23 protein-coding genes are annotated in these 24948 nt (G+C 63.4%); 20 read left to right on the top strand and 3 right to left on the bottom strand.

Features of this window, described 5'->3' with window-relative positions; genetic code table 11:
- Window positions 1-143: 143 nt before the first annotated feature.
- A complete protein-coding gene (gene pknB, locus AC25Y4_RS05770) occupies window positions 144-2102 on the bottom strand; it encodes a Stk1 family PASTA domain-containing Ser/Thr kinase (protein ID WP_488119395.1) in 1959 nt (652 codons plus the stop codon).
- Between the two features lie 66 nt (window positions 2103-2168).
- On the bottom strand, window positions 2169-3440 hold the full coding sequence (locus tag AC25Y4_RS05765) for a LysM peptidoglycan-binding domain-containing protein (protein ID WP_488119394.1): 1272 nt from the start codon (window positions 3438-3440) through the stop codon (window positions 2169-2171).
- A gap of 146 nt (window positions 3441-3586) precedes the next feature.
- On the opposite strand from AC25Y4_RS05765, the gene AC25Y4_RS05760 reads away from it, so the two are divergent.
- Window positions 3587-3928 carry an Rv2175c family DNA-binding protein gene (locus AC25Y4_RS05760; RefSeq protein WP_488119393.1) on the top strand — a complete coding sequence of 114 codons (342 nt, stop codon included), beginning with the start codon at window positions 3587-3589 and terminating at the stop codon, window positions 3926-3928.
- 92 nt (window positions 3929-4020) lie between these two features.
- Here the strand turns inward: AC25Y4_RS05760 and AC25Y4_RS05755 are convergent, their stop codons facing one another.
- Window positions 4021-5145: a polyprenyl synthetase family protein gene (locus AC25Y4_RS05755; RefSeq protein WP_488119392.1), complete on the bottom strand. Its 1125-nt coding sequence runs from the start codon at window positions 5143-5145 to the stop codon at window positions 4021-4023.
- A 75-nt stretch (window positions 5146-5220) separates the two neighbouring features.
- Between AC25Y4_RS05755 and AC25Y4_RS05750 the strand changes: the two genes are divergently transcribed.
- The 19 genes from AC25Y4_RS05750 to lspA all read left to right on the top strand — a co-directional run bounded on the left by AC25Y4_RS05750 (window position 5221) and on the right by lspA (window position 24947).
- Window positions 5221-5610, top strand: coding sequence for a DUF3040 domain-containing protein (locus AC25Y4_RS05750; protein ID WP_488119391.1), 390 nt, complete (start codon window positions 5221-5223; stop codon window positions 5608-5610).
- 347 nt (window positions 5611-5957) lie between these two features.
- A complete protein-coding gene (gene mraZ, locus AC25Y4_RS05745; protein ID WP_488119390.1) occupies window positions 5958-6389 on the top strand; it encodes a division/cell wall cluster transcriptional repressor MraZ in 432 nt (143 codons plus the stop codon).
- Between the two features lie 98 nt (window positions 6390-6487).
- Entirely contained in the window at window positions 6488-7441 is a 954-nt protein-coding gene (gene rsmH, locus AC25Y4_RS05740) for a 16S rRNA (cytosine(1402)-N(4))-methyltransferase RsmH (protein WP_488119389.1), read from the top strand.
- Window positions 7438-8103 carry a cell division protein FtsL gene (gene ftsL, locus AC25Y4_RS05735; RefSeq protein WP_488119388.1) on the top strand — a complete coding sequence of 222 codons (666 nt, stop codon included), beginning with the start codon at window positions 7438-7440 and terminating at the stop codon, window positions 8101-8103. Before rsmH ends, ftsL begins: the two co-directional genes overlap by 4 nt.
- Window positions 8104-8185: 82 nt before the next feature.
- The gene (locus tag AC25Y4_RS05730) at window positions 8186-9979 is read left to right on the top strand and encodes a peptidoglycan D,D-transpeptidase FtsI family protein (protein ID WP_488119387.1); all 1794 of its coding nucleotides are present in this window, start codon (window positions 8186-8188) and stop codon (window positions 9977-9979) included.
- Window positions 9980-10057: 78 nt separating this feature from the next.
- A complete protein-coding gene (locus AC25Y4_RS05725) occupies window positions 10058-11536 on the top strand; it encodes a Mur ligase family protein (RefSeq protein ID WP_488119386.1) in 1479 nt (492 codons plus the stop codon).
- Window positions 11537-12949, top strand: coding sequence for a UDP-N-acetylmuramoyl-tripeptide--D-alanyl-D-alanine ligase (locus AC25Y4_RS05720; protein ID WP_488119385.1), 1413 nt, complete (start codon window positions 11537-11539; stop codon window positions 12947-12949).
- Complete coding sequence (gene mraY / locus AC25Y4_RS05715; RefSeq protein ID WP_488119384.1) at window positions 12946-14043, top strand: phospho-N-acetylmuramoyl-pentapeptide-transferase; 1098 nt, start codon at window positions 12946-12948, stop codon at window positions 14041-14043. The genes AC25Y4_RS05720 and mraY overlap by 4 nt, the downstream gene beginning before the upstream one ends.
- Entirely contained in the window at window positions 14040-15554 is a 1515-nt protein-coding gene (gene murD / locus AC25Y4_RS05710) for a UDP-N-acetylmuramoyl-L-alanine--D-glutamate ligase (RefSeq protein WP_488119383.1), read from the top strand. The genes mraY and murD overlap by 4 nt, the downstream gene beginning before the upstream one ends.
- 9 nt (window positions 15555-15563) lie before the next feature.
- Entirely contained in the window at window positions 15564-16763 is a 1200-nt protein-coding gene (gene ftsW / locus AC25Y4_RS05705) for a putative lipid II flippase FtsW (protein ID WP_488119382.1), read from the top strand.
- Window positions 16760-17827 carry a UDP-N-acetylglucosamine--N-acetylmuramyl-(pentapeptide) pyrophosphoryl-undecaprenol N-acetylglucosamine transferase gene (locus AC25Y4_RS05700; protein ID WP_488119381.1) on the top strand — a complete coding sequence of 356 codons (1068 nt, stop codon included), beginning with the start codon at window positions 16760-16762 and terminating at the stop codon, window positions 17825-17827. Before ftsW ends, AC25Y4_RS05700 begins: the two co-directional genes overlap by 4 nt.
- A 152-nt stretch (window positions 17828-17979) precedes the next feature.
- Window positions 17980-19401 carry a UDP-N-acetylmuramate--L-alanine ligase gene (murC, locus tag AC25Y4_RS05695; RefSeq protein ID WP_488119380.1) on the top strand — a complete coding sequence of 474 codons (1422 nt, stop codon included), beginning with the start codon at window positions 17980-17982 and terminating at the stop codon, window positions 19399-19401.
- A gap of 13 nt (window positions 19402-19414) precedes the next feature.
- Complete coding sequence (locus AC25Y4_RS05690) at window positions 19415-20623, top strand: cell division protein FtsQ/DivIB (protein WP_488119379.1); 1209 nt, start codon at window positions 19415-19417, stop codon at window positions 20621-20623.
- A 215-nt stretch (window positions 20624-20838) separates the two neighbouring features.
- Window positions 20839-22017, top strand: coding sequence for a cell division protein FtsZ (ftsZ, locus tag AC25Y4_RS05685; protein WP_488119378.1), 1179 nt, complete (start codon window positions 20839-20841; stop codon window positions 22015-22017).
- 6 nt (window positions 22018-22023) lie between these two features.
- A complete protein-coding gene (locus AC25Y4_RS05680; protein WP_488119377.1) occupies window positions 22024-22707 on the top strand; it encodes a YggS family pyridoxal phosphate-dependent enzyme in 684 nt (227 codons plus the stop codon).
- Between the two features lie 36 nt (window positions 22708-22743).
- On the top strand, window positions 22744-23256 hold the full coding sequence (locus tag AC25Y4_RS05675) for a cell division protein SepF (protein WP_488119376.1): 513 nt from the start codon (window positions 22744-22746) through the stop codon (window positions 23254-23256).
- 7 nt (window positions 23257-23263) lie between these two features.
- Window positions 23264-23557, top strand: a complete 294-nt coding sequence (locus AC25Y4_RS05670; RefSeq protein ID WP_488119375.1) for a YggT family protein — start codon at window positions 23264-23266, stop codon at window positions 23555-23557.
- A gap of 144 nt (window positions 23558-23701) precedes the next feature.
- Window positions 23702-24355 carry a DivIVA domain-containing protein gene (locus tag AC25Y4_RS05665; protein ID WP_488119374.1) on the top strand — a complete coding sequence of 218 codons (654 nt, stop codon included), beginning with the start codon at window positions 23702-23704 and terminating at the stop codon, window positions 24353-24355.
- Window positions 24345-24947 carry a signal peptidase II gene (lspA, locus tag AC25Y4_RS05660; RefSeq protein ID WP_488119373.1) on the top strand — a complete coding sequence of 201 codons (603 nt, stop codon included), beginning with the start codon at window positions 24345-24347 and terminating at the stop codon, window positions 24945-24947. Before AC25Y4_RS05665 ends, lspA begins: the two co-directional genes overlap by 11 nt.
- Window position 24948: the final 1 nt, after the last annotated feature.

The raw sequence follows: 24948 nt of genomic DNA, 5'->3' as shown, positions 1-24948 counted from the left end.
GGGGTCGTTTTGTTGGTTGGGACGGATGCGACGAGCGGATGCCGGCAGTTGAGCCGCGCGCATTGAACGCAGCAGCGCGGGTGCTGCAGACACCGCGAACCTGCGTTCGACCCGCGTGGCTCAAGGCCGCGGGTCTCTGAACGCTAGCTGAAGAAGTTGATCTTCACTGTGCTGTTCTTCGGCACGGTGGTGCCGGCTCCTGGCGTCACCGTGGTGACGGAGAAGAGCCCTGGGGCCGCGTCGGCGAACAGGTTGTAGTCGAGCTTCAAACCGGCCTCTTCGAGCATCGGCTTCGCCTCAGACCACGGCAGGCCGACAACATCGGGGATCGTGACAGGCTCAGGCCCGCGAGAGATGGTCAGCGAGAATGAACTGCCTTCGCGCACAGCGCCGTCGGACGACGGTGTCGCCTGGATGACGTTGCCTTCTGGAACGTCATCGCTGTAGGTGTGCTCGCCCTCAACGCCGACGAGGCCAACGCTGTCGAGCTTGTTCATGGCATCCGACAGCGACAGGCCGGCCACATTCGGCACGGCGCCGAGTGAGACCGTCAGGTTGATGGTCTGCCCTTCGAGGGCATCGCCGCCCTGCGAGAGGTCTGCACCATCGCCTTCACGGGTCGCAGAGATGACGGTGTCGGCGGGAACCTCGTCGTCGAAGACCTTGTCGGCCACCTTCGGGACGGCTTTCTGGTCTGAGATGGCGGCGGCGGCATCCGCTTCGCTCAGGCCGGCCAGGGGAGGCAGCGAGATCGGCCGTGCGCCCTGGGAGACGAACAGGGTCACTGTGCTGCCCTTGGGCACACGAGCATCGGGTCCCGGCTTGGTGCTCGACACGAGCCCCTGTGGCACGGTGAGGCTGTACTCGGTATCGAGGGCTGTGGTGAGGCCCAGGTCGGTGAGCTGCTGGGTGGCGGCTTCCGGCGATTCGGAGACGAGGTTCGGAATGGGCACCTGCGAGCCGGGGCCCGCACCGAAGTACCAGCCCGTTCCTCCTGCGATACCGGCAATCAGCACGATGAGCGCAAAGAGCCAATAGCCCTTGCGTTTGCGGTTGGTTGCCTTCGTCGCGAGCTGGGTGCCGCTGGCCGGAATCGCATCGCCGGTGTCCGCAGCGGCAGCGGCAGCAGCAGCGGTAGCTGTCGTGGCCGCGGCGAGGCTCTTGGCGCCGAAGACCTGGGTCTCTGCATCCGCTATGGCAGGGTCGAGGCCGCTGGGCAGCACCATGGTGGCATTCGCGGTCGTCTCATGGCTGCCGCCACGTACGAGACCTTCGATGTCCTGCAGCTGCTCGAGCATGACGCGCGCATCGCGCGGGCGCTCCTCGGGGTCGCGTGCGGTCGCCCACAAGACGAGCTCGTCGAGCTCGCGCGGGGTGGACGGCACCTTGGTACTCGGCATCGGCACGGAGTCATTCGCGTGCTGGTATGCAATCTGCATGGGCGCCTCGCCCACGTACGGTTGCTCGCCGGTGAGCATCTCGTAGGTCATGATTCCGAGGGCATAGATGTCGCTGCGGGCATCGGCGATGCCACGCGTGACGAGTTCGGGGGAGAGGTAGGCAATTGTGCCGAGCAGGGCCTGGCCGGTCGCCGTGTTGTTGCTGGCAGCGCGGGCGAGGCCGAAGTCACCGAGTTTGATGCGACCGTCGTCGGCCAGCAGCACGTTCTCCGGCTTCAGGTCGCGGTGGACGATGCCGGCCTTGTGCGCGGCAGCCAGGCCGCTGAGCACGGCCTTCAGGATGTCGATGGTCTGCTCTGGGGTGAGCTTTCCGTAATCCTTGAGCAGGTCGCGAAGCGTAATGCCGGGGAGGTACTCCATCACCATGTACGCCATATCGGCGTCCTGGCCCTGGTCGAAGACGTTGACCACGTTGGGATGCGCGAGACGAGCAGCAGAACGGGCCTCCTGAACGAACCTGCTCTTGAAAGCATTGTCGTCAGCGAGGTGCCCGTGCATGATCTTGATCGCGACGCGGCGCTCAAGACGCAAATCGGTGGCGAGGTAGACCGTGGCCATACCGCCTCTGGCGATGCGGGAGCGCACTTGATAGCGGCCGTCAATCAGACGGCCGATCATCGGGTCGCTCGAAGTTTCGGTCACTCGTTGATTCTAGAGATCGCGGAGGGGTTCTCCCTGATAAACACCCCGCAAACCGCGCATTGTGCCCTAGCCGAGATCAACAAGCCAGGCGCGAGCCGACATCTCCCACTTGGCGTAGTGATCCGGGTACGCCGAAATCTGCACGGCCTGGGCCGCCTGCGTCACCGTCATAGATTCCCATCCCGGAATGTCAAGGAGCCCGCGGGTGGCCCCGACGTTGGGGTTTCCGGCACCGCCGTAGAAGGCAAGCGTTGTGTGAACAGGGTCGAGGATCTGGTCAGGTGTTCCCCAGCCAGAGCTCGGTCGCTGCTGGAATAGTCCGAGGGAATCCCTGTCACCGTACGTGAGGTTGAGCAAGCCAGATTCCTGCGCGGCTGCGGCGAGAGCGATGACGAGTCCGTACTCGCTGACGCCTGCGCTCCGCCCGAGCGACACGATCAGCTCGGCGTTCTGGCGCATCTCTGGAGTGAGGGCCGTGACGAGCGGGTCAGCGGATACGGGTGCGACCGGCGTGCTCGGCGCCTGGGCCGCGACAACGCTGCCGGATGCGGGGATGGTGAGCACCTGGCCGGGGTAGATGATGCTCGACCAGCCGAGCTGGTTTGCGTCAAGCACGGCCTGGACGCTCACCCCAGACCGCTCTGCAACGGCAGCGATGGTGTCACCGGTGACGATGGTGTACTGGCTCGCCGCTGAACCCGCAACGGGGGCAGGCGCGCTGGCAGCGGATGCCGGGATCGCGGCATCCGCGATGGACAGCGACTGGCCCGGGTAGATGACGCTAGCGCGGTCGAGACCATTGGCCGACAGCACGGCCTCTGTGGAGAGGCCATGTGCCTCTGCGATAGCGCCGACGGTGTCGCCGGCAACGACGGTATAACGAGTGATCTCCTGGGACACCGAGGTCTGCGGGGCTGCGGCGACGAGCTGGCCGGAGCCGTTGCTCAGGGTGAGAACCTGGCCGGGGAAGATGCTGGCAGACCAGCCGAGCCCGTTGAGGGCAAGGACGCTGGCCGTTGACAGCCCGAACCGGCTCGCGATTGCGCTCACGGTGTCACCGTCGACAACGGTGTATTGCGCCGGAGCCAGCGCTGCGGCAGCGACGCTCGCGGTCGAACTGGCGACGTCTGTGCCCGTGGTCGACGCCGGTTCTGTGCTCTTTGACTTCAGCGGCTTCTTGGCAAGAGCCTGCGCGTTGGCAGGCGAAGCGAGGTTGAGAGTGATGGCAATCGTGCTCACCAGAACGATGGGAACGCCGATCAGAAGCGTGCGAGTGCGCTCCGAGAGCGTACGGGCAGCAGCGGTTTCGCTCGATTCAGGCAGTCTGAAAGGCAACAAAGGACCCCCTTCGGTGGCGTGTGCCCCTTAACGCTGACACGGTTGGGCACACGAGTCAACCAGTGTGACAGATGTGAAAGCAGTTAACATGCCCGAAACATGTCCCCGTGGTTGGCGCATCTCGCGACTCATGGCAGTCTTTAAGGGTGACCGACGCTTTCTCAGAGTATGCATGGCTGACCATTCCCGAACTTGTTGAGCGACTCGGCCTCGCGCAGGGCCGGGTTCGACGACTAATTGAAGACAGGCACCTGCTCGCGGTGCGCCGCGATGGCGTGCTGAAGGTTCCTGACCTGTTCCTCGACGGCGACATGCCGCTGACCGAACTGCGCGGAACCCTTTTCGTGCTGGCCGACGATGGCTTCGACGACGAGCAGGCCATGCGATGGCTTCTCGAAGTTGATGACAGTCTCGGTGTCGCTCCCATTGCGGCACTCAAGGCCGGCCGCAAGGCTGAAGTCCGACGCGTGGCGCAGGCGCTGGCCTAACCAGCCCCTGCACGGGATGAGCCTGTCGACGCCGGATGGCGACGACAGGCTCATCTGTATGCCTGCATGCACGCGGATTCAGCCCGTTCTGGTTAGCTCACACGGGCCGTGACGGTCTGGGTCAATGCGATGAGCGTGTTGGTCGCTGCCTCCGCAAGCGGCGAGTCGGCAAGCGCTGCGATGGCTTCCTCGACGTGCGCTGCAATGCGCTCCTCGACCAGCTCGACTGCCCCACTAGAGCGGATGCTCTCCTGCAGCATGCTGATCTGGCTCGTGCTGAGGGCTGTATCGCCGAGCAGCCTGTCCATGTCTGCCTTGTCGGCGGGGGAGAGCCCCTGCCTCGCCAGGGCGATGAGAACGGTGCGCTTGCCCTCGCGCAGGTCGTCGCCGCTGGGCTTCCCCGTGACGGCCGAGTCGCCGAAGACGCCGAGCAGGTCGTCGCGAAGCTGGTAGGCAATGCCGAGCGGCAGGCCGAACGCGCGGAGCGTGTCGAGCTGGGCGTCCGTTCCTCCGGCCAGCGCCGCACCGATCACCAGCGGGGCCTGGATGCTGTACTTCGCCGATTTGAAGACGATGACCCTGAGCGCCCTGTCGAGCAGCTCGTCTTCGGGCTGGGTGAGCCAGGCGCGCTCCTCGAGGATGTCGAGGTACTGCCCAGCCGTCACCTCAGTGCGCATCCGGTTGAACTCACGGCGTGTGCGGAGGGCCGCGGCGCGGTCGTGTACCTGCGAGAGGCCCTCGTCGAGCAGTTCGTCGCTCCACCCGAGCATGAGATCACCGAGCAGGATCGCGGATGATCGACCGAAGTCTCCTGCGTCGCCTGCCCATCCGCTCTGGCTGTGCAGGCTCTCGAAGAGTTTGTGGGCGGCAGGCGACCCGCGACGGGTGTCTGAGTTGTCAATGATGTCGTCGTGCACGAGTGCCGCCGCATGGAACATCTCAAGTGAACTTGCCGCAGAGACAGTCGCCGCCAGGTTGGCCGAGAGAGCACCATCGGCACCCACGGTGTCGGCGAGCGAAGCGTCGCCGGAGACACTCTGCGCTCCCCAGTAGCAGAACTGCGCCCGGAAGCGCTTACCACCCCTGAGAAACTGCCGTGAGTAGTCGATCAGGGGACGTAAGTCCGGGCTGATCGAGGCCACAATTGGATCACGGATAAATAGGAATTCGTCGATGCGAGATTGAACCAGATCGACCAGACGATTGCTTTCAGCCACGTGCCTAGCCTAGCCAACGCGGGCGCACTAGACTTGGAAGTCAACCCGCTCGATCCCGTAACTGGAGGGAATGAGATGCCGCTTTCGGAACAGGAGCAGCGACTCCTTGATGAGATGGAGCGCAGCCTCTATCACAATGACGCTGACTTTGTGGCGACGGTCGGTGCGACGCGCCTTCGACCCAACTACCGGTCAATCGCGTTGGGGATTCTTTTGGCTGTCGCCGGGATCTGTGGATTGCTCGCCGGAGTTGCACTGCACCTCCTGTGGCTCGGCATCATCGGCTTTGCCGTGATGTTTGCGGGCGTGCTCGTGGCACTGTCGCCGTCGAAGTCGATGCGACGCTTTACCAAGAACTCGTCGTCCAAGGGAACCGGTGGTGCGCCGCAGTCCCGTCAGAAGCAGTCTGGTTTCATGGACCGTCTGAACGACCGCTGGGACAACCGCCAGGACGGTAGTCACTAAACGAATCAACCTGCCGACCCTGTCGGCTGAAGGACACCAAGGGCCGGTCATCTGATCGGCCCTTTTTCGCGCGCCCGGCCGGCCCACTCTGAGCCCTTCTCTCGTGCCTCGTCCCTGCGCCACTGCGTTCTCCTCGCGGGCCTCGACGCGCAGGCCTCCACTCTCGCTCCGTATTGCGGTGGGGTGGTCCCTATCCGCTCCATTTCCCTCCACCACTGTCTATCCCGTGTTTTCAAGGAATTTCCCTGATCATTTCGCCAAATATGATCCAATTTCATTGTTCGGTGGTGGATTGTGGAGTAAAGTGGAGCAACACCTGACCTTGGCCGGAAGAAAAGGGGTGATGAATGTTCCTCGGGACCTATGCCCCCAAGCTCGACGAAAAAGGACGCATCATCCTGCCAGCCAAATTCAGGGATGAGCTCGCAACGGGTGTTGTGATGACCCGTGGGCAAGAGCACTGCATCTATGTGTTCAGCACGCGTGAGTTCGAATCGCTTCACGACAAGATCCGCCAGGCCCCTGTCACCAGCAAGCAAGCTCGTGACTATCTGCGCGTGTTCCTGTCCGGAGCGGCAGCAGAGACGCCAGACAAGCAGAACAGAGTCACCATCCCGGCCAACCTGCGCACTTATGCAGGCCTCGGCCGCGACCTCACCGTGATCGGTGCCGGCAGCAGGGTGGAGATCTGGGACAGCGAAGCCTGGGAAAACTATTTGACCGAACAGGAAACTTCGTTCGCGAACACGACGGAGGAGGTGATTCCGGGACTCTTCTAATCCCTGGTGCCTGACTCCCAGCCGTTCATACCCCTGACACACTTCCCCGGTGGCAGGTCGAATGGATGGGGATCAGGATCCAGGGCCTCCCGGTAACTATGGCCATAAACGAAATCCACACCCCAGTAATGCTCGAGCGATGCATCGAGCTGCTGGCACCCGCGATCGGCAAGCCAGGCGCTGTGCTCGTCGATGCAACGCTCGGAATGGCCGGCCACGCCGAGGCATTCCTCCAGCGATTCCCCGAGCTCACCCTGGTCGGCCTCGATCGCGATCTCGAAGCGCTCGCGATCGCTGAGGAGCGCCTCGCGCCGTTCGGCGGCCGCGTGCACCTGGTCCACACGGTGTACGACGGCATCACAGAAGCGATCAACTCCCTCGGGATCGACGAGGTCGACGGCGTGCTCTTCGACCTCGGCGTCTCATCCATGCAGCTCGACAGGGTGGAGCGCGGCTTCTCCTATTCGAAGGATGCGCCACTCGACATGCGCATGGATCACACGTCGGAGCTCACCGCAGAACGCATCCTCGCCGAGTACAGCGAGCAGGAGCTTCGCCGCATCTTCCAGGAGTACGGCGAGGAGAAACTCGCCGGACGCTACGCCAAGGTGATCGTGGACACCCGCGATGAGAAGCCATTCGTGCGTTCGGCGCAGCTCGTCGAAGCCATCACCGCCGTCACGCCCGTTGTCGTCCAGCGTGCAGGTCACCCGGCCAAGCGGGTCTTCCAGGCGCTGCGCATCGAGGTCAACCAGGAGCTTGCTGTCCTTGAGCGCGCGATTCCAGCGGCCATGGAAGCCGTCACCGTCGGCGGTCGCATCGTCGTCATGGCCTACCAGTCCCTCGAAGACCGCATCGTGAAGAAGCAGTTCGCTGCGGCATCCACGTCGAGTGCACCAGCGGGGCTGCCGGTTGAACTGCCGGAGCACAAGCCGCTGTTCAAATTGCTGATTCGCGGTGCAGAACTGGCGACAGAAGAAGAGAAGGCGCAGAACCCCAGGGCAACCCCTGTGCGGTTGCGCGCTGCTGAACGAGTTCGGAGAGCCGAGTGAGCGACAACCTCGCCAGAGTGATGCGGCCCACCTGGCAGCCGCAGACAGCCGCCCCGATGGTGGACGGAGCCACAGCGCGAAAGCGCAGTGCAACGGTGCCAGAGATCGAGGGCGTCGCTCCAGAGCGCCGGCACATCGAGATCGTTGCGACCCGCAGCCAGCGCAAGGCACGCCCCCGCATCGTCTATGCACTGTCGGCGCTCGGCGCGCTCGGCGGCATCGTTGTCGCCCAGCTGCTGCTGAGCGTCAGCATTTCGCAGGGTGCGTACGACATGTCAAACCTTCAGGCCAGGCAGGTCGAGCTCGGCAGAACGGCCGAGAGCATCAGCGAAAATCTCGTGCGGGTGTCCTCCCCGCAAAGCCTCGCGACCAACGCCGAAGCACTCGGAATGGTCACCAACTCCAATCCGGTCTACCTGCGCCTGTCCGATGGCGCGGTGCTTGGGGCACCCGCCTCAGCAGCGGCGACGGCGAGTGACACGAGCCTGGTACCGAACTCCCTCCTCATTGGCGCTCCATTACTCGGAGCGGATGCCGCAGCTGCGGCAGCGCCGGGGAACGGCGTGGCCGCAGGCTCTGCGGGCGGTGACGCTGTAGCTTCTGGCGTAACACCCGTTCAGGGCGCCGTGGCAAACGGACTCCCTGCCCCGTCGACCAGATAGCCAGAACGCCAACCAGACAGACAGATCGCCCAGGTGAAGAGGCGCAAGTGAGGACGTATCGGTGGCCAGCAACGGCTCGAAGATGACCACATCGAACAAGCGCCGCCTGACGATGACCGTGCTTGCGCTATTCATCGTCATCGCGGTGTTCGTGGTGAAGCTCGTCGACATCCAGGTGGTGCGCGCAGACACTCTCACCGCTGATTCGGTGGGCAATCGTTCGATCGAGAAGGTGATCTACGGTTCGCGCGGCGACATCGTTGATGCCAAGGGTGTTGTCCTGGCGGGAACCGTGATGCGGTACAACGTCGTTGCGTCACCGAAGAACGCCAAGCCGATCGAGCGCTCTGTGAAATCAGGCGAGACAGGCAAGACCGAAGACATCAAGGTAAGCCTCGCCGAGATCGCCGCGGAGATTGGTGCGGTCACCGGCCAGGCCCCTGAACAGATCCTCGCGATCATCTCTGAGGCTCTGGCCGACAACCCGAAGTCTGACTACGCAACGCTCATCAAGAACATCGATGTCGACGCCTATCGGGCGCTCGACGACCTCAACATTCCCTGGCTGTACTTTGAAAAGAGCCCGAGCCGGGTCTATCCCGTTGGAGCAGTAGGCGGGAACCTGGTCGGATTCGTCTCGAGCGAAGGCGAAGCGCAGGCCGGCCTTGAACTGGGCGAAGACAGCTGCCTGGCCAGCATCAACGGCGAAGAAACCTATGAGCGCGGCGCGGACGGGGTGCGGATCCCCGGCAGCAGCGTCACGACCAAGCAAGCAGTCGACGGTGGCAGCATCGTGATGACCATCGACTCCGACCTGCAGTACTTCGTGCAGCAGACCCTGGCCGAGCAGGCCGTTGCGACCGGTGCCAAGTGGGGAACCGTCGTTGTGCAGGAGGCCAAGACAGGCAAATTGCTCGCCGTTGCCGACTATCCGTCCGTCGACCCGAACAACGTTGATGGCACAGCCGACCCCGCGTACCGTGGGTCGCAGGCGTTCTCCGCGTCCTTCGAACCTGGCTCGACGTTCAAGGCGCTGACGGCGGCATCCGCTATCGATGCCGGTGTCGCAGACCCAAGCACGCAGGTGATGGCGCCGTACCGCTACATCCCGTCCAACGGCGCTGACATCAACGACAGCGCCATGCATGGCGATCTGAACCTCACCCTGACCGGTGTGCTGATCGAATCCTCCAACACCGGCATGTCGAAGATCGGCGAGAAGCTGAGCGCAGAGCAGCGCTACAACTACATGACCAAGTTCGGCATCGGCACCGAATCTGAGGTCGGCTTCCCCTCTGAGGACAGCGGCATCCTGCACGACTGGGACGGCGAGAACTGGGACAACCAGACCGACTACGCCACGATGTTCGGACAGGGCCTCACCACGACGGCGATCCAGATGTCGAGCGTCTACCAGGCGATCGCGAACAACGGCGTCAGGATGCCCGTGCAGCTGATCTCTGGCTGCACGCAGTTGGATGGAACGATGACAGAAGTGCCGGATGCCACAGGCACGCAGGTGGTGTCGGCCGCTGCAGCGAGGTCAACGTCTGACATGCTTGAGATGGTCTACTCAAACGCGTGGCTGAAAAATGTGTGGAACATTCCCGGCTACCGGGTGGCCGCCAAGACCGGTACAGCCCAGATGCCAGACGGCAATGGCGGGTACTCGAAGGGGTACCTGGTTTCGGTCTCCGGCTTCGCGCCGGCAGACGACGCACAGTACGTCGTTTCGGTGAGTCTGGCAGATCCTGTTAAAATGAATTCATCTGCAGCCTCGGCTCCGATCTTCCAAAAGGTTATGAGCCAGGTTTTGAAGAAGTACCGGGCGGTTCCCTCGGGCGAACCCGCGCCTGATCTCCCCGCCAACTGGTAAGAAAGCGAGCCTGTGTCCGATTTGGTGCCCTCGGCTCTTCGACCTCAGCATCCTGTTCCCCGATCCTTGTCGGGTCTGGTGGATGAATTTGAGCTCGAACTCCGCGGCGATATCGATTCTCTGGAAGTAACCGGGGTGAGCCTCAGCTCACGCACGGTTCAGCCAGGAGACGTCTACGTGGGAGTGCCTGGCCGTAACAGCCACGGCGCGTCCTACGCGACCCAAGCAGCAGAGGCGGGTGCTGTTGCGATCCTCACGGATGAAGCCGGCGCCACCCTCGCTGCAGAAAGCGGCCTGCCGATTCTGGTGACGCCAGATGCCCGTGCGGCACTCGGCGCCGTCGCGGCCTGGATCTATCGCACAGACGAGAACCAGGCCACCCTCTTCGCGGTCACAGGAACCAACGGCAAGACCAGCGTTGTCTACATCCTGTGCGCGATCCTGAACCAGCTTGGCGTTGTCTCCGGCCTCACGTCCACCGCTGAACGCCGCATCGGTGACCTCGCGGTGACCAGCTCGCTCACGACGCCAGAAGCCAGCGAAATGCACGCGCTCCTGGCTCGCATGCGCGAAGCTGAGGTGCGTGCTGTTGCCGTTGAGGTCTCCGCCCAGGCAATCTCACGGCACCGCGTCGACGGCATGGTTTTCGACGTCTCCGGGTTCACGAACCTCAGCCACGACCACCTCGACGACTACGACACGTTGAACGACTACTTCCAGGCGAAGCTCGAACTCTTCCAGCCGGATCGCTCAAAGCGTGGCGTCATCACCGTCGACTCAGAATGGGGCAGGCGCCTCGTTGACGAGTGCCGTATCCCGGTCACGACCCTGACCACCACAGCGGATGTCGATGCGGACTGGAAGATGACGGTGCTCAGCGAGAGCGCGTACTACACGTCATTCGCCCTTGAGGGTCCTGGCAATCGTCGGTTGGAGACCCGCGTCCCCCTGCTGGGCTGGTACATGGCGGCCAACGCAGCGCTGGCTATCGTGATGCTCGTCGAATCGGGGTACGACCTCGACGCGATCGCACACACCCTGAACCGCGACGGTGGCATCGATGTCTTCATCCCCGGCAGGGCAGAGCGCATCTCTGGCGAGAACGGGCCGCTGGTCTTCATCGACTACGGACACAGCCCAGATGCCTTCCTGAACACCCTGAACGCCATCAGGGCCATCTCCGACGGCCGCATCATTATGGTGTTCGGTGCCGACGGCGATCGCGACACCACGAAGCGGGCCGACATGGGAGCCATCGCTGCGCGCGGCGCAGACGCAGTGGTCATCACCGATTTCCACCCCCGCTTTGAAGACCCGGCCGCCATCCGCGCCACGCTCCTCGACGCCGCACGGGCCGCTGTGCCAGACGGTGAGCTCTATGAAGTCCCCAATCCGAAGGCAGCGTTCCGCAAGGCGTTGTCGCTCGCGGGGGAGAACGACGTCGTCCTGTACGCCGGCCCAGGCCACGAGGACTACCACGAGGCAGCCGGAGTGAAGATTCCATACTCGGCACGAGAAGACGCCCGCCAGGCGCTTCGCGAAGCAGGGTGGTTGTAAATGATCGCCATGACACTGGCCGAGATCGCAACTGCGATGAACGGCACCCTCCACGTGGGTGCGGGGCCCCTCACCGCCGACTCGGTCGTGAGCGGTGCCGTGCACACTGACTCACGCGACGTCAGGGCAGGCGACATCTTCGTCGCCAAGCCAGGCGAATTCACCGACGGACATCTCTTCGCGCCCGCCGCGGTTGAACAGAATGCTGCGCTGCTGATCGTAGAGCGCGTGCTCGACATGCCCGTCGCCCAGATCGTGGTTCCGGACGCCGTTGTGGCTCTGGGCGACCTCGCCACAGAGGTCGTTGCGCGCGTGCGTGCGCTCGGCCAGCTGAAGATCGTCGGCGTGACCGGGTCCAACGGCAAGACGACGACCAAGAACCTGATCAGGGCCGTACTCGAGCGCGTCGGTCCGACCGTTGCTGCGCGCGCCTCGTTCAACAACGAGGTCGGCGCTCCGCTGACCATGCTTGAGCTGACAGAAGACACGCGATTCCTGGTCGCAGAGATGGGTGCGAGCGGAATTGGCGAGATCGCCAGGCTCGTGCACATGGCCAGGCCGAACGTCGGCATTGTCCTGAAGGTCGGGCTTGCCCACGCCGGCGAATTCGGTGGCATTGAATCCACCGTCCGCGCCAAGACGGAAATGGTCACCGACCTTCTGCCCACAGACGTCGCAATCTTGAACGCCGATGACTCGCGCGTTGCCGGAATGGCAGCGCACACGTCAGCCGGCGTCGTCTGGTTCGGCCTCGGTCACGACGCTGACGTGTGGGCAAGCGATGTCGACGTCAGTGCGCGCGGCACCCGATTCACGCTGCACCTGTCGAACGGTGAGAGCAGCCCTGTCGCCTTCCGCGTGCTCGGCGAACACCACGTCATGAACGCGCTTGCCGCTGCGGCTGCCTGCGAGGTACTGGGCGTGTCGCTGGCCGATATCGTGTCAGCGCTCGAATCCGTGCACATGGCAGAACGCTGGCGGATGCAGGTGATGGGCGGGCGCGATGGCGTGACGGTCATCAACGATGCATACAACGCCAGCCCCGATTCCATGACGGCAGCGCTGAAGACACTCGCCCAGATCGCCGAGCCTGGCCAGCGCACCATCGCCGTCCTCGGAGAAATGAGCGAACTCGGTGAGCTCTCTGGCGAAGAACATGACAGGATCGGGTTGCAGGCAGTACGGCTGAACATCTCGCAGCTTGTTGTTGTGGGCAAGGCCGCACGCCGCATGCACATCAGCACCATCAATGAAGGCTCATGGGACGGTGAATCGGCGTATGTCGACACAGCGGACGAGGCCTTCGAACTTCTGGAGAAGACAGTGAAGCCGGGCGACATCGTGCTCGTTAAATCCTCGAATTCCGCAGGACTGCGCTTTCTGGGCGATCGACTGGGAGAATTGTTCTCGTGAGAGCCCTATTGCTTGCCGGAGCCATGTCGCTGGCGTTCACTCTCTTTCTAACCCCGCTGTTCATCAAGCTGTTCAAGAAGCTGGGGTGGGGCCAGTTCATCCGCGACGACGGCCCGAAGAGTCACCACGCCAAGCGTGGAACAGCGACCATGGGTGGAATCATCATCATCCTCGGCACGCTCATCAGTTACTTCACCGCGATGTGGGTGACGGGGGAGCATATCCCTGCGTCACCGCTTCTGGTGCTGTTCATGATGGTGGGCCTCGGCCTCGTCGGCTTCGTCGATGATTTCTTGAAGACCCGCAACCAGCGAAGCCTTGGCCTCGGAGGCTGGTCGAAGATTGGCGGGCAGGTGATCGTCGCCGGCGTCTTCGCCTGGCTGTCCATCCAGTTCCCGAACAAGTACGGGCAGACACCGGCATCGACGCAGATCTCCTTCCTGCGTGACCTGCCCATCGACTTCATGTCGCTCGGCACGATCCTCGGAACCATCCTGTTCATCGTCTGGATCTGCATCATCGTGACGGCGACATCGAACAGCGTGAACGTCACGGACGGCCTCGACGGCCTCGCAACGGGCGCCTCCATCCTCGGCATCGGCTCGTTCATCATCATTGGGTTCTGGCAGTCCAACCAGGCACGCTTCGGCGGCTCAGACATCGTTGACCTGTACCGGTCGTACGAGGTGCGTGACCCGCTCGACCTGGCGATCGTCGCAGCAGCCATCGTCGGTGGACTCATCGGATTCCTCTGGTGGAACACCTCACCGGCCAAGATCTTCCTCGGTGACACCGGGTCCCTCGGCATCGGTGGAGCGTTGGCCGCCCTGGCGATTCTGAGCCACACCGAACTGCTGCTGGTTCTTGTCGGCGGCCTGTTCGTGATCGAAGCCGGCTCCGTGATTGTGCAGCGCGCCTACTTCAAGGTGACACATGGCAAGCGGATCTTCCTGATGAGTCCTATCCATCACCACTTCGAACTGAAGGGCTGGGCCGAAGTCACGGTTGTCGTGCGCTTCTGGATCATCGGCGGCCTGCTGGTCGCCGCCGGCGTTGGAACTTTCTACCTGGAATGGCTGTCACGAACTCCATGAACCGTCTCGATACACTGACCAGCTGGCACTCTGACTGGTCTGGCCTTCGTGTCGGCGTCCTCGGTCTCGGCGTGACCGGATTTGCGGCAGCAGACACCCTCGCTGAGCTCGGCGCCGACGTGCTCGTCGTTGCCTCCAAGGCACCTGATGAGCGCGCACGGCTCCTCGACGTGATCGGCGCGCGCCTCGTGCAGGCCGACCTCACCGAGCCCCCAGCTGAACTCATCGAGCACCGGCCGGACGTCATCATCGCCTCGCCAGGCTTCCACCCCGACCATGTTGTGCTGGAGTGGGCCGAAGCGGCAGGCGTACCCGTCTGGGGCGACATCGAACTCGCCTGGCGGCTCCGCGACAAGGTGGGGGAGCCCGCAGAGTGGATCCTGGTGACGGGAACCAACGGAAAGACCACGACCGTTGAGCTGACGGCAGCCATGCTCGCCGCAGCCGGCCACCGGGTCGCGCCCTGCGGAAACATCGGCATCCCCGTCCTCGACGCCATCCGCGACCCACAGGGCTGGGACGTCCTGGTGGTCGAACTCTCCAGCTACCAGCTGCACCACGTCAAGAGGACCGGCGTCGGCTCGCTGGTGCCGTTCTCGAGTGTCTGCCTGAACCTCGCCGACGATCACATCGACTGGCACGGTTCGTATGAGGCATACGGCGAAGCCAAAGCCACCGTGTACGAGAACACCAGGGTCGCCTGCGTCTACAACAAGGCAGACGGCGCAACGGAGATGATGGTTCGCGACGCCGACGTGCAGGAAGGCGCCCGAGCGATCGGCTTCGACCTCGGCGTTCCAGGCCCCAGTGACTTCGGTATCGTCGACGGCATCCTCGTCGACCGGGCGTTCCTCGAGGAACGCTTCGACCGCGCGCTCGAACTGATCACGATCGACGAGCTTGCCCTCCTCGGGCTCGATGCACCACACGTCGTCTCCAACATCCTGGCCGCCAGCGCGCTTGCCCGCTCTTTCGGCGTGCCCTCAGACCTGATCAGGGTGGCACTGGCCGGATTCCGGCTCGATCCACACCGCATCGAGCTGGTGGCATCTGCCGGCGACATCCGCTGGATTGATGACTCAAAGGCGACGAACCCGCATGCAGCGGATGCCTCGCTCACGGCCTACAACTCCGTCGTCTGGCTGGTTGGCGGCCTGCTGAAGGGCGTCGACATTGACGCACTCGTCAAGCGCCATGTGCCGCGGCTGCGCGGCGTTGTCATCATCGGGGTCGATCGGGACGAGTTGCGCGACGCATTCGCACGACACGCGCCGGAACTCCGAGTCATCGAGATCGATGCGGATGACACTGGGCAGGTGATGCCGGACGCGGTGCGACATGCTGCGGGGCTGGCTGAGGCCGGCGACGTGGTGTTGCTTGCTCCTGCAGCGGCATCGATGGACCAGTTCGCAAGCTACGAAGAGCGTGGCAACAAATTCCAGGCAGCAGTGCACGAGTTCTTAGGAGGTGAGGCGGATGGCGATGACACCGCCTCACGCCCGAACGCCTAGGCCAACGTGGTGAACGCACGCGACACGGCAGCTTCTCCTGGCGCTGGCGGCCTGGCCGCCCGCATCAATCTCGGCAAGGTGTTCAAGGCCGAGTCGGCCAACTACTTCCTGCTGCTCGGCACCACGCTGTTCCTGGTTATCTTCGGCCTGGTGATGGTCTTGTCGTCATCGTCTGTCGATTCGTACCTCGAGAACGAGGGATTCTTCGGCGGGCTGTTTCGGCAAGGAATGTTCGCCATCATCGGCGTGCCACTCATGCTGCTCGTCAGCCGCTTGCCGCTGAAATTCTGGCGACGCATTGCATGGCCGGCCCTGATGGTGGCCAGCTTCTTCCAGTGCCTCGTCGTTTTCACCCCGCTCGGCGTCACTGTCGCAGGAAACACGAACTGGCTCACTATCGGGGGCATCCAGTTCCAGCCCTCTGAGATGATCAAGGTCGCCCTCGTGATCTGGCTGGGCGTCATCCTGGAGCAGAAGAAGAACCACTTCGACGACTGGCGTCACATCTTCATCCCGGTATTCGGGGTCGGCGGTGGCGCGGTGATGCTCGTCATGATCGGCGGCGACCTCGGAACTGTCATCATCATGGCCGGCATCCTGTTCGGCGCCCTGTTCTTCGCAGGCATCAGGCTGCGGCTGCTCGCCATACCGCTGGCCATCGGCGCTGTGGGCGCCGGCATCATCGCGTTGGCGAGCTCGAACCGGCTGACGCGCATCATGAGCTTCTTCGGCGAGGGATGCGAGAACGTCACCGGCACGATCTCTGCAGCGTGCTGGCAGCCACTGCACGGCACCTGGGCGCTGGCCAACGGCGGCGTGTTCGGCGTGGGGCTTGGAAACTCCAAGGCCAAGTGGTCCTGGTTGCCCGCAGCGGACAACGACTACATTTTTGCCATCATCGGCGAAGAACTGGGACTGATCGGCGCCATCGTCGTGCTGTTCATGTTCATCATGATGGCCATCGCCTTCGTGCGGATCATGCGGTCAGCCACCACCATGCAGGTGCGGGTGTCCACCGCTGCCGTCATGGTGTGGATCATCGGGCAAGCGCTCGTGAACATTGGAGTCGTCCTGGAAATCCTGCCCGTACTCGGAGTGCCGCTGCCGCTGATCTCGGCCGGCGGCACCGCACTGCTCACGACCCTCGTGGCAATCGGCATCGTGTTGTCGTTCACCAGGGGGACAGAGCGAGAAGGTGAAGCTCGATGACCACGTATCTCCTGGCGGGCGGCGGAACTGCCGGCCACGTCAATCCGCTTCTCGCCGTCGCTGACAAGATCTCTGCGACTGAAGCGGATGCCACCATCTACGTGCTTGGAACGGCCGAAGGCCTGGAGTCCAGGCTCGTGCCAGCGCGCGGCTACGAACTGCTCGTCATTCCCAAGCTGCCGTTTCCCCGCCGCCCGAACAAGAGCGCGCTCACGTTCTGGCCGAGGCTGAAGCGCACGGTGTCTGATGTCGCCGAGATGATCACGTCGAAGCACATCGATGTCGTCGTCGGGTTCGGCGGCTACGTGTCGACGCCCGCGTACCTGGCCGCTCGACAGGCGAAAGTCCCGATCGTCATCCACGAGGCCAACGCGAAACCCGGCCTGGCCAACAAACTGGGCGCGCGGTATACCAGCCATGTCGGCGTCGCCTTCGAAGGAACACCGCTGCCGCACGCGACCTTCGTCGGGATGCCGTTGCGGGCGGAGATCGAGAACCTCGACCAGGATGCCGCCAGGCCCGTCGCCCAGGCCTTCTTCGACCTCGACGCTGCCAGGCCGACCCTGCTCGTGACGGGCGGCTCGCTCGGCGCCCGCCGGCTGAATGCCACCATGGTCCAGTCGGCGTCAGCACTCGTCGCCGCCGGTTGGCAGGTGCTGCACATCACGGGGGAGTCGTCAGAGGTCACCGACCCGCAGATGCAGCACTACCGCATGATCTCGTACTGCGATCGAATGGACCTCGCGCTGGCCGGCGCCGATTTCGTCGTCTCGCGGGCTGGTTCAGCGACGGTGTGTGAACTTGCAGCACTCGGCAAGCCGGCCGTCTACATTCCGTATCCAGTGGGTAACGGCGAGCAACGCTTCAACGCAGCTGGAGTAGTTGTCGCCGGCGGGGGCATCCTCGTTGACGACGCTGCGTTCCTGCCAGAGTGGGTGACCGCAGAGCTCATCCCGCTGCTGAACGACACCGATCGGGTGACGACGATGGGTGCCGCTGCCGGAGCCGTCGGAGTGCGGGACGGCGCATTGCGCATGCAGAGACTGATTCACAGCGCCCTGTGAGGCCAGCCTCAAAGTCCAGCACGCGCCACCAAATCCAGACTTCGCAGCCAACGGCGCGTAACGTGGATTCCAGCACGAATCCCGTGGATTCGCTGCACTCCTGATTTTCACCACCCTGATTTTCGAGCCAGACCGAGAAGAGCATCAAGACCGTGATCAAGCCAGACCCGAACCTCATCATTCCCGACGACCTGGGTGCCGTGCACTTCGTCGGCATCGGCGGGTCAGGCATGAGCGGCATCGCGAGACTCTTCCTCAGTCGCGGTTTCACGGTCACCGGTTCCGATGTGCGCGAGTCAGCCAACATCGAGGCCCTGCGTGCGCTTGGAGCGCGCGTCAGCATCGGCCACGACGCAGCCAACGTCGGCGACGCAGACAGCCTCGTGGTCACCGGCGCCCTCTGGCAGGACAACCCTGAATACGTGCTCGCATTGGAACGTGGCCTTCCGGTGCTGCACCGTGCGCAGGCACTGGCCTGGCTGATCAGGGACCAGCGTCTGGTTGCCGTTGCAGGCGCACACGGCAAGACCACCTCAACGGGCATGGTCGTGACAGGCCTGCTCGGTCTCGGCCAGGACCCGAGCTTCGTCAACGGTGGCGTCATCGAGTCACTCGGAGTGAGCTCGGCCGCGGGCACCGACGACATCTTCGTCGTTGAAGCGGATGAATCCGACGGTTCGTTCCTGCTCTACTCGACGGCAATCGCACTCATCACCAACGTCGATCCTGACCACCTCGACCACTACGGTTCGCTGGAGGCCTTCGAGGCGGCGTTCGTTGAGTTCGCCCAGAACGCCAGTGAATTCGTGGTCGTCTCCTCAGACGACCCTGGCGCAGTGCGCGTCACGTCCAAGCTCACAACCGATCCAACGCAGGGATCAACGGCCAAGCGCATCATCACGTTCGGCCTGGCAGAGACCGCAGATGTGCGCGTGCACTCCGTTGTGACGGATGGGCCAGTTCAGTTCAGCGTGCGCTGGGAGGGCAACGACTACCAGGCAACGCTCCGCATCCCCGGCCTGCACAACGCCATCAACGCCGCAGGTGCCTTTGCGGTGCTCGTCGCCCTCGGGTTCGAGCCTGCGGCTTCGCTTGAGGCGATCTCGGCCTTCGGCGGCACACAGCGGCGCTTCGAACTGCACGGCACGGTCGGCGGCGTCAGCGTGTACGACGACTACGCGCACCACCCCACAGAGGTTGCTGCGGCTTTGGCTGCCGCCCGCACCGTCGTCGGCAACGGCCGAATCATTGCCGTGCACCAGCCGCACCTCTACAGCCGTACGCAACTCTTCGCCCAGGAATTCGCGGACATCCTGGAGAGCCATGCCGACCAGACCATCGTCCTCGACGTGTACGGTGCTCGGGAAGACCCGGTACCAGGGGTGACCGGCGCCATCGTCGCAGACAAGTTCGCCGACCCCAGCCATGTCGCATTCATTCCGGACTGGCAGGACGCGGCAGACTACCTGGCGTCCATCGCCCAGGAGGGCGACTTCGTTGTCACCCTCGGCTGCGGCGACGTCTACCGCATCGTTCCCCAGCTTCTCGAGTCCCTTGGCACGGTGCGCGGATGACGCGTCGGCGGTCATGAAGCGGCCTGACGGATTCACGCGGCCGGCCACTGTAGCTGAGCCAGAGCCCACCCAGCCATCGGCGCGGGAGGCACGGGCTTCGCGCGCCAGGAAGCCGTTGCTCGGGTCACGCAACACCCCCGGTGGGCAAGCGGCGGGCGCAGTGCAGAGCGCACTGCCGAGCGACCCCGACTCTGTGACAGAGCCGATCACGGTCATCCCGTCGACGACGCCGGCATCGCTTCCGTTGGCGAGCAAGCCGACGAAGCCCCACGTCTCACCGGTAACGCCCATCACGCGCCTCACGCCTGCGCATGACGCCATTGTGGGCGCCGCACGGGTTACGGGGCGCGCGGGTGCTGAGCGGGCCGCCAGCACAAAGAAGACGGCCAGCACTGAGAAGGCCGCCAGCACAGAGAAGGCCGCCAGCACAGAGAAGAAGGCTCCGGCGACTCTCACGGCGTGGCAGGCACGGAAGCGGCTGTGGGCCGCCAAGCGGGCCCGCAAGCGTTATGAACGTGAAGAAGTGCGCCGGTTCACCTGGCGCGCCAGGAAGCGACGCCGGTCGATCTGGATCGCACTCGGCATCTCCATGAGCCTTATCGCGTTCGTCATCGTCGGCGCGTACTCACCGCTCATGGCACTCCGCACGATCGAGGTCACGGGGACGAACCGCATTCCGGCGGCTGACATCCAGAGCGCCCTCGGTGACCAGTTGGGAACGCCGCTGCCCCTGATCGACTTTGGCAAGGTGAAGACCGAACTCGCCACATTCCCGTTGATTCGCAGCTTCGTCACCGAGAGCCGACCACCGAACACCATCGTCGTGCGCATCGTGGAGCGCGAGCCTGTTGGACTTGTCACGACAGCAGCAGGCTTCGACGTGATCGACGCCGCGGGTGTCGTCATCCAGTCGAGCGCTGAGCGGCCGGCTGGGTATCCGGTCATCGTGGCGGAGGGCGGCATCAACAGTCACGGGTTCCGTGCTGCCGCCGCCGTGATTTCCGCACTTCCGGAGTCGATTCACAGCCAGCTCGACACGGTTTCGGCCGCAACGGCAGATGACGTGACCCTCGGCCTGGCCGGGGGAGCGCGCGTGGTGTGGGGCAACGCGGAGCGCTCGGAGTTCAAGAGCCAGGTGCTGGGCGCATTGATGGTCAGCCATCCGGTCGGAAGCGTGGCGGAATACGACGTTTCCTCACCCGACAGCGCCGTTCTTCGGTAGCGGATGGGGCCGAAATCGGCCCTGCATGGTGTCGCGCAGCCGCTCGTTGGATGCGGTTCAGGGCCGTGAAAAGGAATCTGCGACGGTTCTTCGCGACACGCGGGCGCGCCTCCCCAAACGGGCGCGCGCCCGGCATAACTTCAGATTCAGGAATTGCATACTCAGCATAACTTTAAGCTTCGACTAGAGGTTTAGGGTTCCACCGGAGGCCAGACGTGTCAACAAATCAGAATTACCTAGCCGTCATCAAGGTCGTCGGTATCGGCGGCGGTGGTGTCAACGCTGTCAATCGCATGATCGAACTCGGTCTGCGCGGAGTCGAGTTCATCGCAATCAACACCGATGCCCAGGCCCTGCTCATGAGCGACGCCGACGTCAAACTTGACGTCGGTCGTGAACTCACGCGTGGCCTCGGCGCCGGCGCAGACCCAGAGGTCGGCCGTCGTGCCGCTGAGGATCACGCCGAAGAGATCGAAGAAGCACTCGCGGGTGCTGACATGGTCTTCGTCACCGCAGGAGAGGGTGGCGGAACCGGTACGGGTGGAGCACCTGTCGTCGCACGGATCGCAAAGTCCATCGGCGCACTCACCATCGGTGTCGTCACAAAGCCGTTCGGCTTCGAGGGCAAGCGCCGTCAGGCCCAGGCCGAAACCGGTGTCGCAACCCTGAAGAACGAGGTTGACACCCTCATCGTCGTTCCCAACGATCGCCTGCTGGAAATCAGCGACCGCGGCATCAGCATGCTCGAGGCATTCTCGACGGCTGACCAGGTACTGCTCGCCGGTGTCCAGGGCATCACAGACCTCATCACCACTCCTGGCCTCATCAACCTCGACTTCGCCGACGTCAAGTCGGTCATGCAGGGTGCGGGTTCCGCGCTCATGGGTATCGGTTCGTCCCGCGGGGCAGACCGTGCCATCAAGGCTGCAGAACTCGCTGTGGCTTCACCGCTGCTCGAAGCATCCATCGACGGTGCGCACGGCGTGCTCCTCTCGATCCAGGGTGGTTCAAACCTCGGCATCTTCGAGATCAACGACGCTGCCCGCCTCGTGCAGGAAGCCGTTCACCCCGAAGCCAACATCATCTTCGGTGCCGTCATCGACGACACCCTGGGCGACGAGGTGCGCGTCACCGTCATCGCTGCCGGCTTTGACGGCGGCGAACCGGGCAAGACCGGCGAGGCCAAGCAGGCCGAGCTGGTCGCCGCAGGCGTCGCTGCCGGTGGCGCACACGCCATCAGCTCAGTTGCTGCGGACACCGCATACGCGGCTCCGGCAGCCACCGAGTCCGCTGCCTGGCAGCAGGCCGATTCTGCAGCCGGCGACGTCATCGCGACCGACCCAGCCTTCGAGGACGATTCAGACGACCTGGACATCCCCGACTTCCTGAAATAGACCGTGATGGATGTGAACGCTTCCGGCCTGGCCGAGCGGCTCGACAGCGTGCGCGCACGCGTTGCTACCGCTGCCCAGGCGTCAGGCCGGGACGCGTCCGACATCACGACCATCGTGGTGACCAAGTTCCACCCGGCGAGCCTCATCGCTGACCTGGCGGCCCTCGGCGTCACCGACGTGGGGGAGAACCGGCACCAGGAGGCCAGCGCCAAGGCGGCTGAACTGCAGCCGCTTGGCTTGCGATGGCATTTCGTTGGCCAGGTGCAGGGCAAGAAGGCGAGGCAGGTGCGTGCGTATGCCAACGTCATCCACTCGGTTGATCGGCTCTCGCTCGTGCACGCGCTGTCGTCGACGGAATCCAGTGTCGACTGTTTTGTGCAGGTGAACCTGACGGATGACCCGGCCAGGGGTGGCGTGAGTGAGCACAACCTGGAGTCGCTGGTCGAGGCGGTGCTCGCCTCAGATGGCCTTCGTCTCCTCGGCCTCATGGCCGTCGCTCCCCTCGGAGAAGAACCGCGACGTGCCTTCGCGCATGTACGAGAATTGGGCGAACGCGTGCGTTCGCTCTCCCCAGCAGCCCAGTCACTCTCGATGGGAATGTCCCACGATTTCGAAGACGCAATCGTCGAAGGGGCGACACACCTTCGAATTGGCACAGCAATCACCGGTAATAGACCGGAACACGGTTAATCTCAACTGAGAAGCTTCACGAACACGGAGGTCGAAATGTCTAACCCGCTCAAGAAAACCATGGTCTACCTTGGTCTGGCGGATGAAGAGCTGGAGTACGAGGCGCCCGCGAGTGTCGCTCCCGTTTCTGCCGTTCCTCACCAGCAGGCACCTCACCAGCAGGCGCAGTCGCATGCTGCAGCCGCCCCGGTTCGCACCACCGGTAGCGCACCCGTTACCCCGCTTCGCAAGACCAACACGCCCAAGAATGTGGCAGCGTCAGATATGAACGAAATCCTCACGGTCCACCCGCGTCAGTACCGCGACGCCCAGGTGATCGCAGAATCCTTCCGCGACGGCATCCCCGTCATCATCAACCTGTCGCAGATGAGCGATGCAGACGCACGCCGTCTCATCGACTTTGCCAGCGGCCTCTCGCAGGGCCTGTTCGGCAAGATCGAACGCGTCACGGCCAAGGTCTTCCTGCTGTCGCCGTCGCACGTCGTCGTCTCCGGCGAAAACGCCGACGGTGAAGCCGACGCTGACGCGTCGTTCTTTGCGCAGTCCTGATAACAGCGTGAACCTCGTTCATCTCGTCGCGAACATTCTCTATTTCGCCCTGCTGCTGTATTTCTTCGTGCTGTGGGCGAGATTTATTCTCGACCTCGTGAGAACTGTCAACCGGAGCTGGCGCCCGCGGGGCGCCGGCCTTGTTGCCGCGTCAACGGTGTACACCCTGACGGATCCTCCGGTGAAGTTCTTCCGCCGTTTGCTTCCGCCGCTACGTTTAGGGCCGGTAGCATTCGATTTCGGATGGAGCCTGACCATGCTGTGCTGCATCGTGGCCATGTCGCTCACGGGGCTTTTTTAGGACGCACCAACCATGTGGCATCCGCATGGCATGTATTCTTGAGCGGTAACAGTGCCACACGGTGCAGTTAGTTCTCACGCAGCCTTGCTAGCGTTAGTAGACGTAAGTTTTTGTTCGCAACTCAAGTTCTAAGGGTGGAAAGCCATGGCGCTAACTCCGGAAGATGTAGTCAACAAGCGGTTCCAGTCAACAAAGTTCCGCGAGGGGTATGACCAGGACGAGGTAGATGACTTCCTCGATGAGGTCGTTGTTGAGCTGCGTCGTCTCACGCAGGAAAATGAGGAGCTGAAGGCTCAGCTGGCCGCGGGCGGCAACGCTCCTGCCAAGCAGGCAGCCGAAGCCCCGAAGGCTGCTGTCGTTCCGGAGCCCGTCGCTGCTGCCGCTCCGGCGCCGGTTGCTGTTCCGGTTCCCGCTGCTGTTCCCGTCGCCGAAAGCGCAGACGAGACCGCTGGCACGACCAACCTGCTGCAGCTGGCTCGCCGCCTGCACGAGGAACACGTCAAGGAAGGCGCTGAGAAGCGCGACGCTCTCATTGCAGAGGGTCACGCCACGGCAGCCCGTGTCGTCGCTGAGGCAGAAGCCAAGCAGCGCGCACAGATCCACGCCCTCGACGCAGAGCGTGCAACGCTTGAAAAGAAGATCGATGAGCTGCGCACGTTCGAGCGCGAGTACCGCTTGAAGCTCAAGAGCTACATCGAAGGCCAGCTCCGCGAGCTCGACACCGCTTCACCGGTTGGCGCCGGCGTAGGCAGCGACTCCAACGCACCGAAGCCCAGCTTCCAGGGCTTTGGCGCGTAGTTCCAGAGCGAAGGTCAGCGCTCGTGCGCTCATCGTTCTGGCCAGTGTCGCGCTAGGCGGTTACGCGCTCGATCAATTCACCAAGTTCCTCGTCGTCAGCTCGATGAACGAGGGCGACGTTGTCCGGGTTCTGAACGATGTGCTCCAATTGCACTTCGTTCGGAACCCTGGCGCTGCTTTTTCACTTGCGAGCGGCATGACCTGGATCTTCTCGATCCTTGCTGCCTGCGTCGTTGTTTTCATCGTGTGGTTCGCCAGGCGCATCAAGTCCATCGCGTGGGCCGTTGTCTTCGGGCTCCTGCTTGCCGGTGTCCTTGGCAACCTGACTGATCGTCTGCTCCGTGAGCCCAGCTTCGGCCTCGGACACGTCATCGACTTCATCTCAACGCCGTGGCTGATCCCGGCTATCTACAACGTCGCCGACATGTGCATCGTGGCGAGCATGATCTTGTTCATGATCCTCACCATTCGCGGCATCGGTCTCGACGGAAACAAGATCAGCGACAAGCCGGCTTTGACGCCGGAGAACACCAGTGCGAGTGATGCCACCAACCATGGCAGCACCAGCCGCGACAGCGAACCGACGTCTTAAT

The organism is Leifsonia sp. Y878 (genome assembly GCF_057669685.1).
Note: the sequence above shows the minus strand (reverse complement) of the source record. Positions and strands in the feature narration are given on the sequence as shown.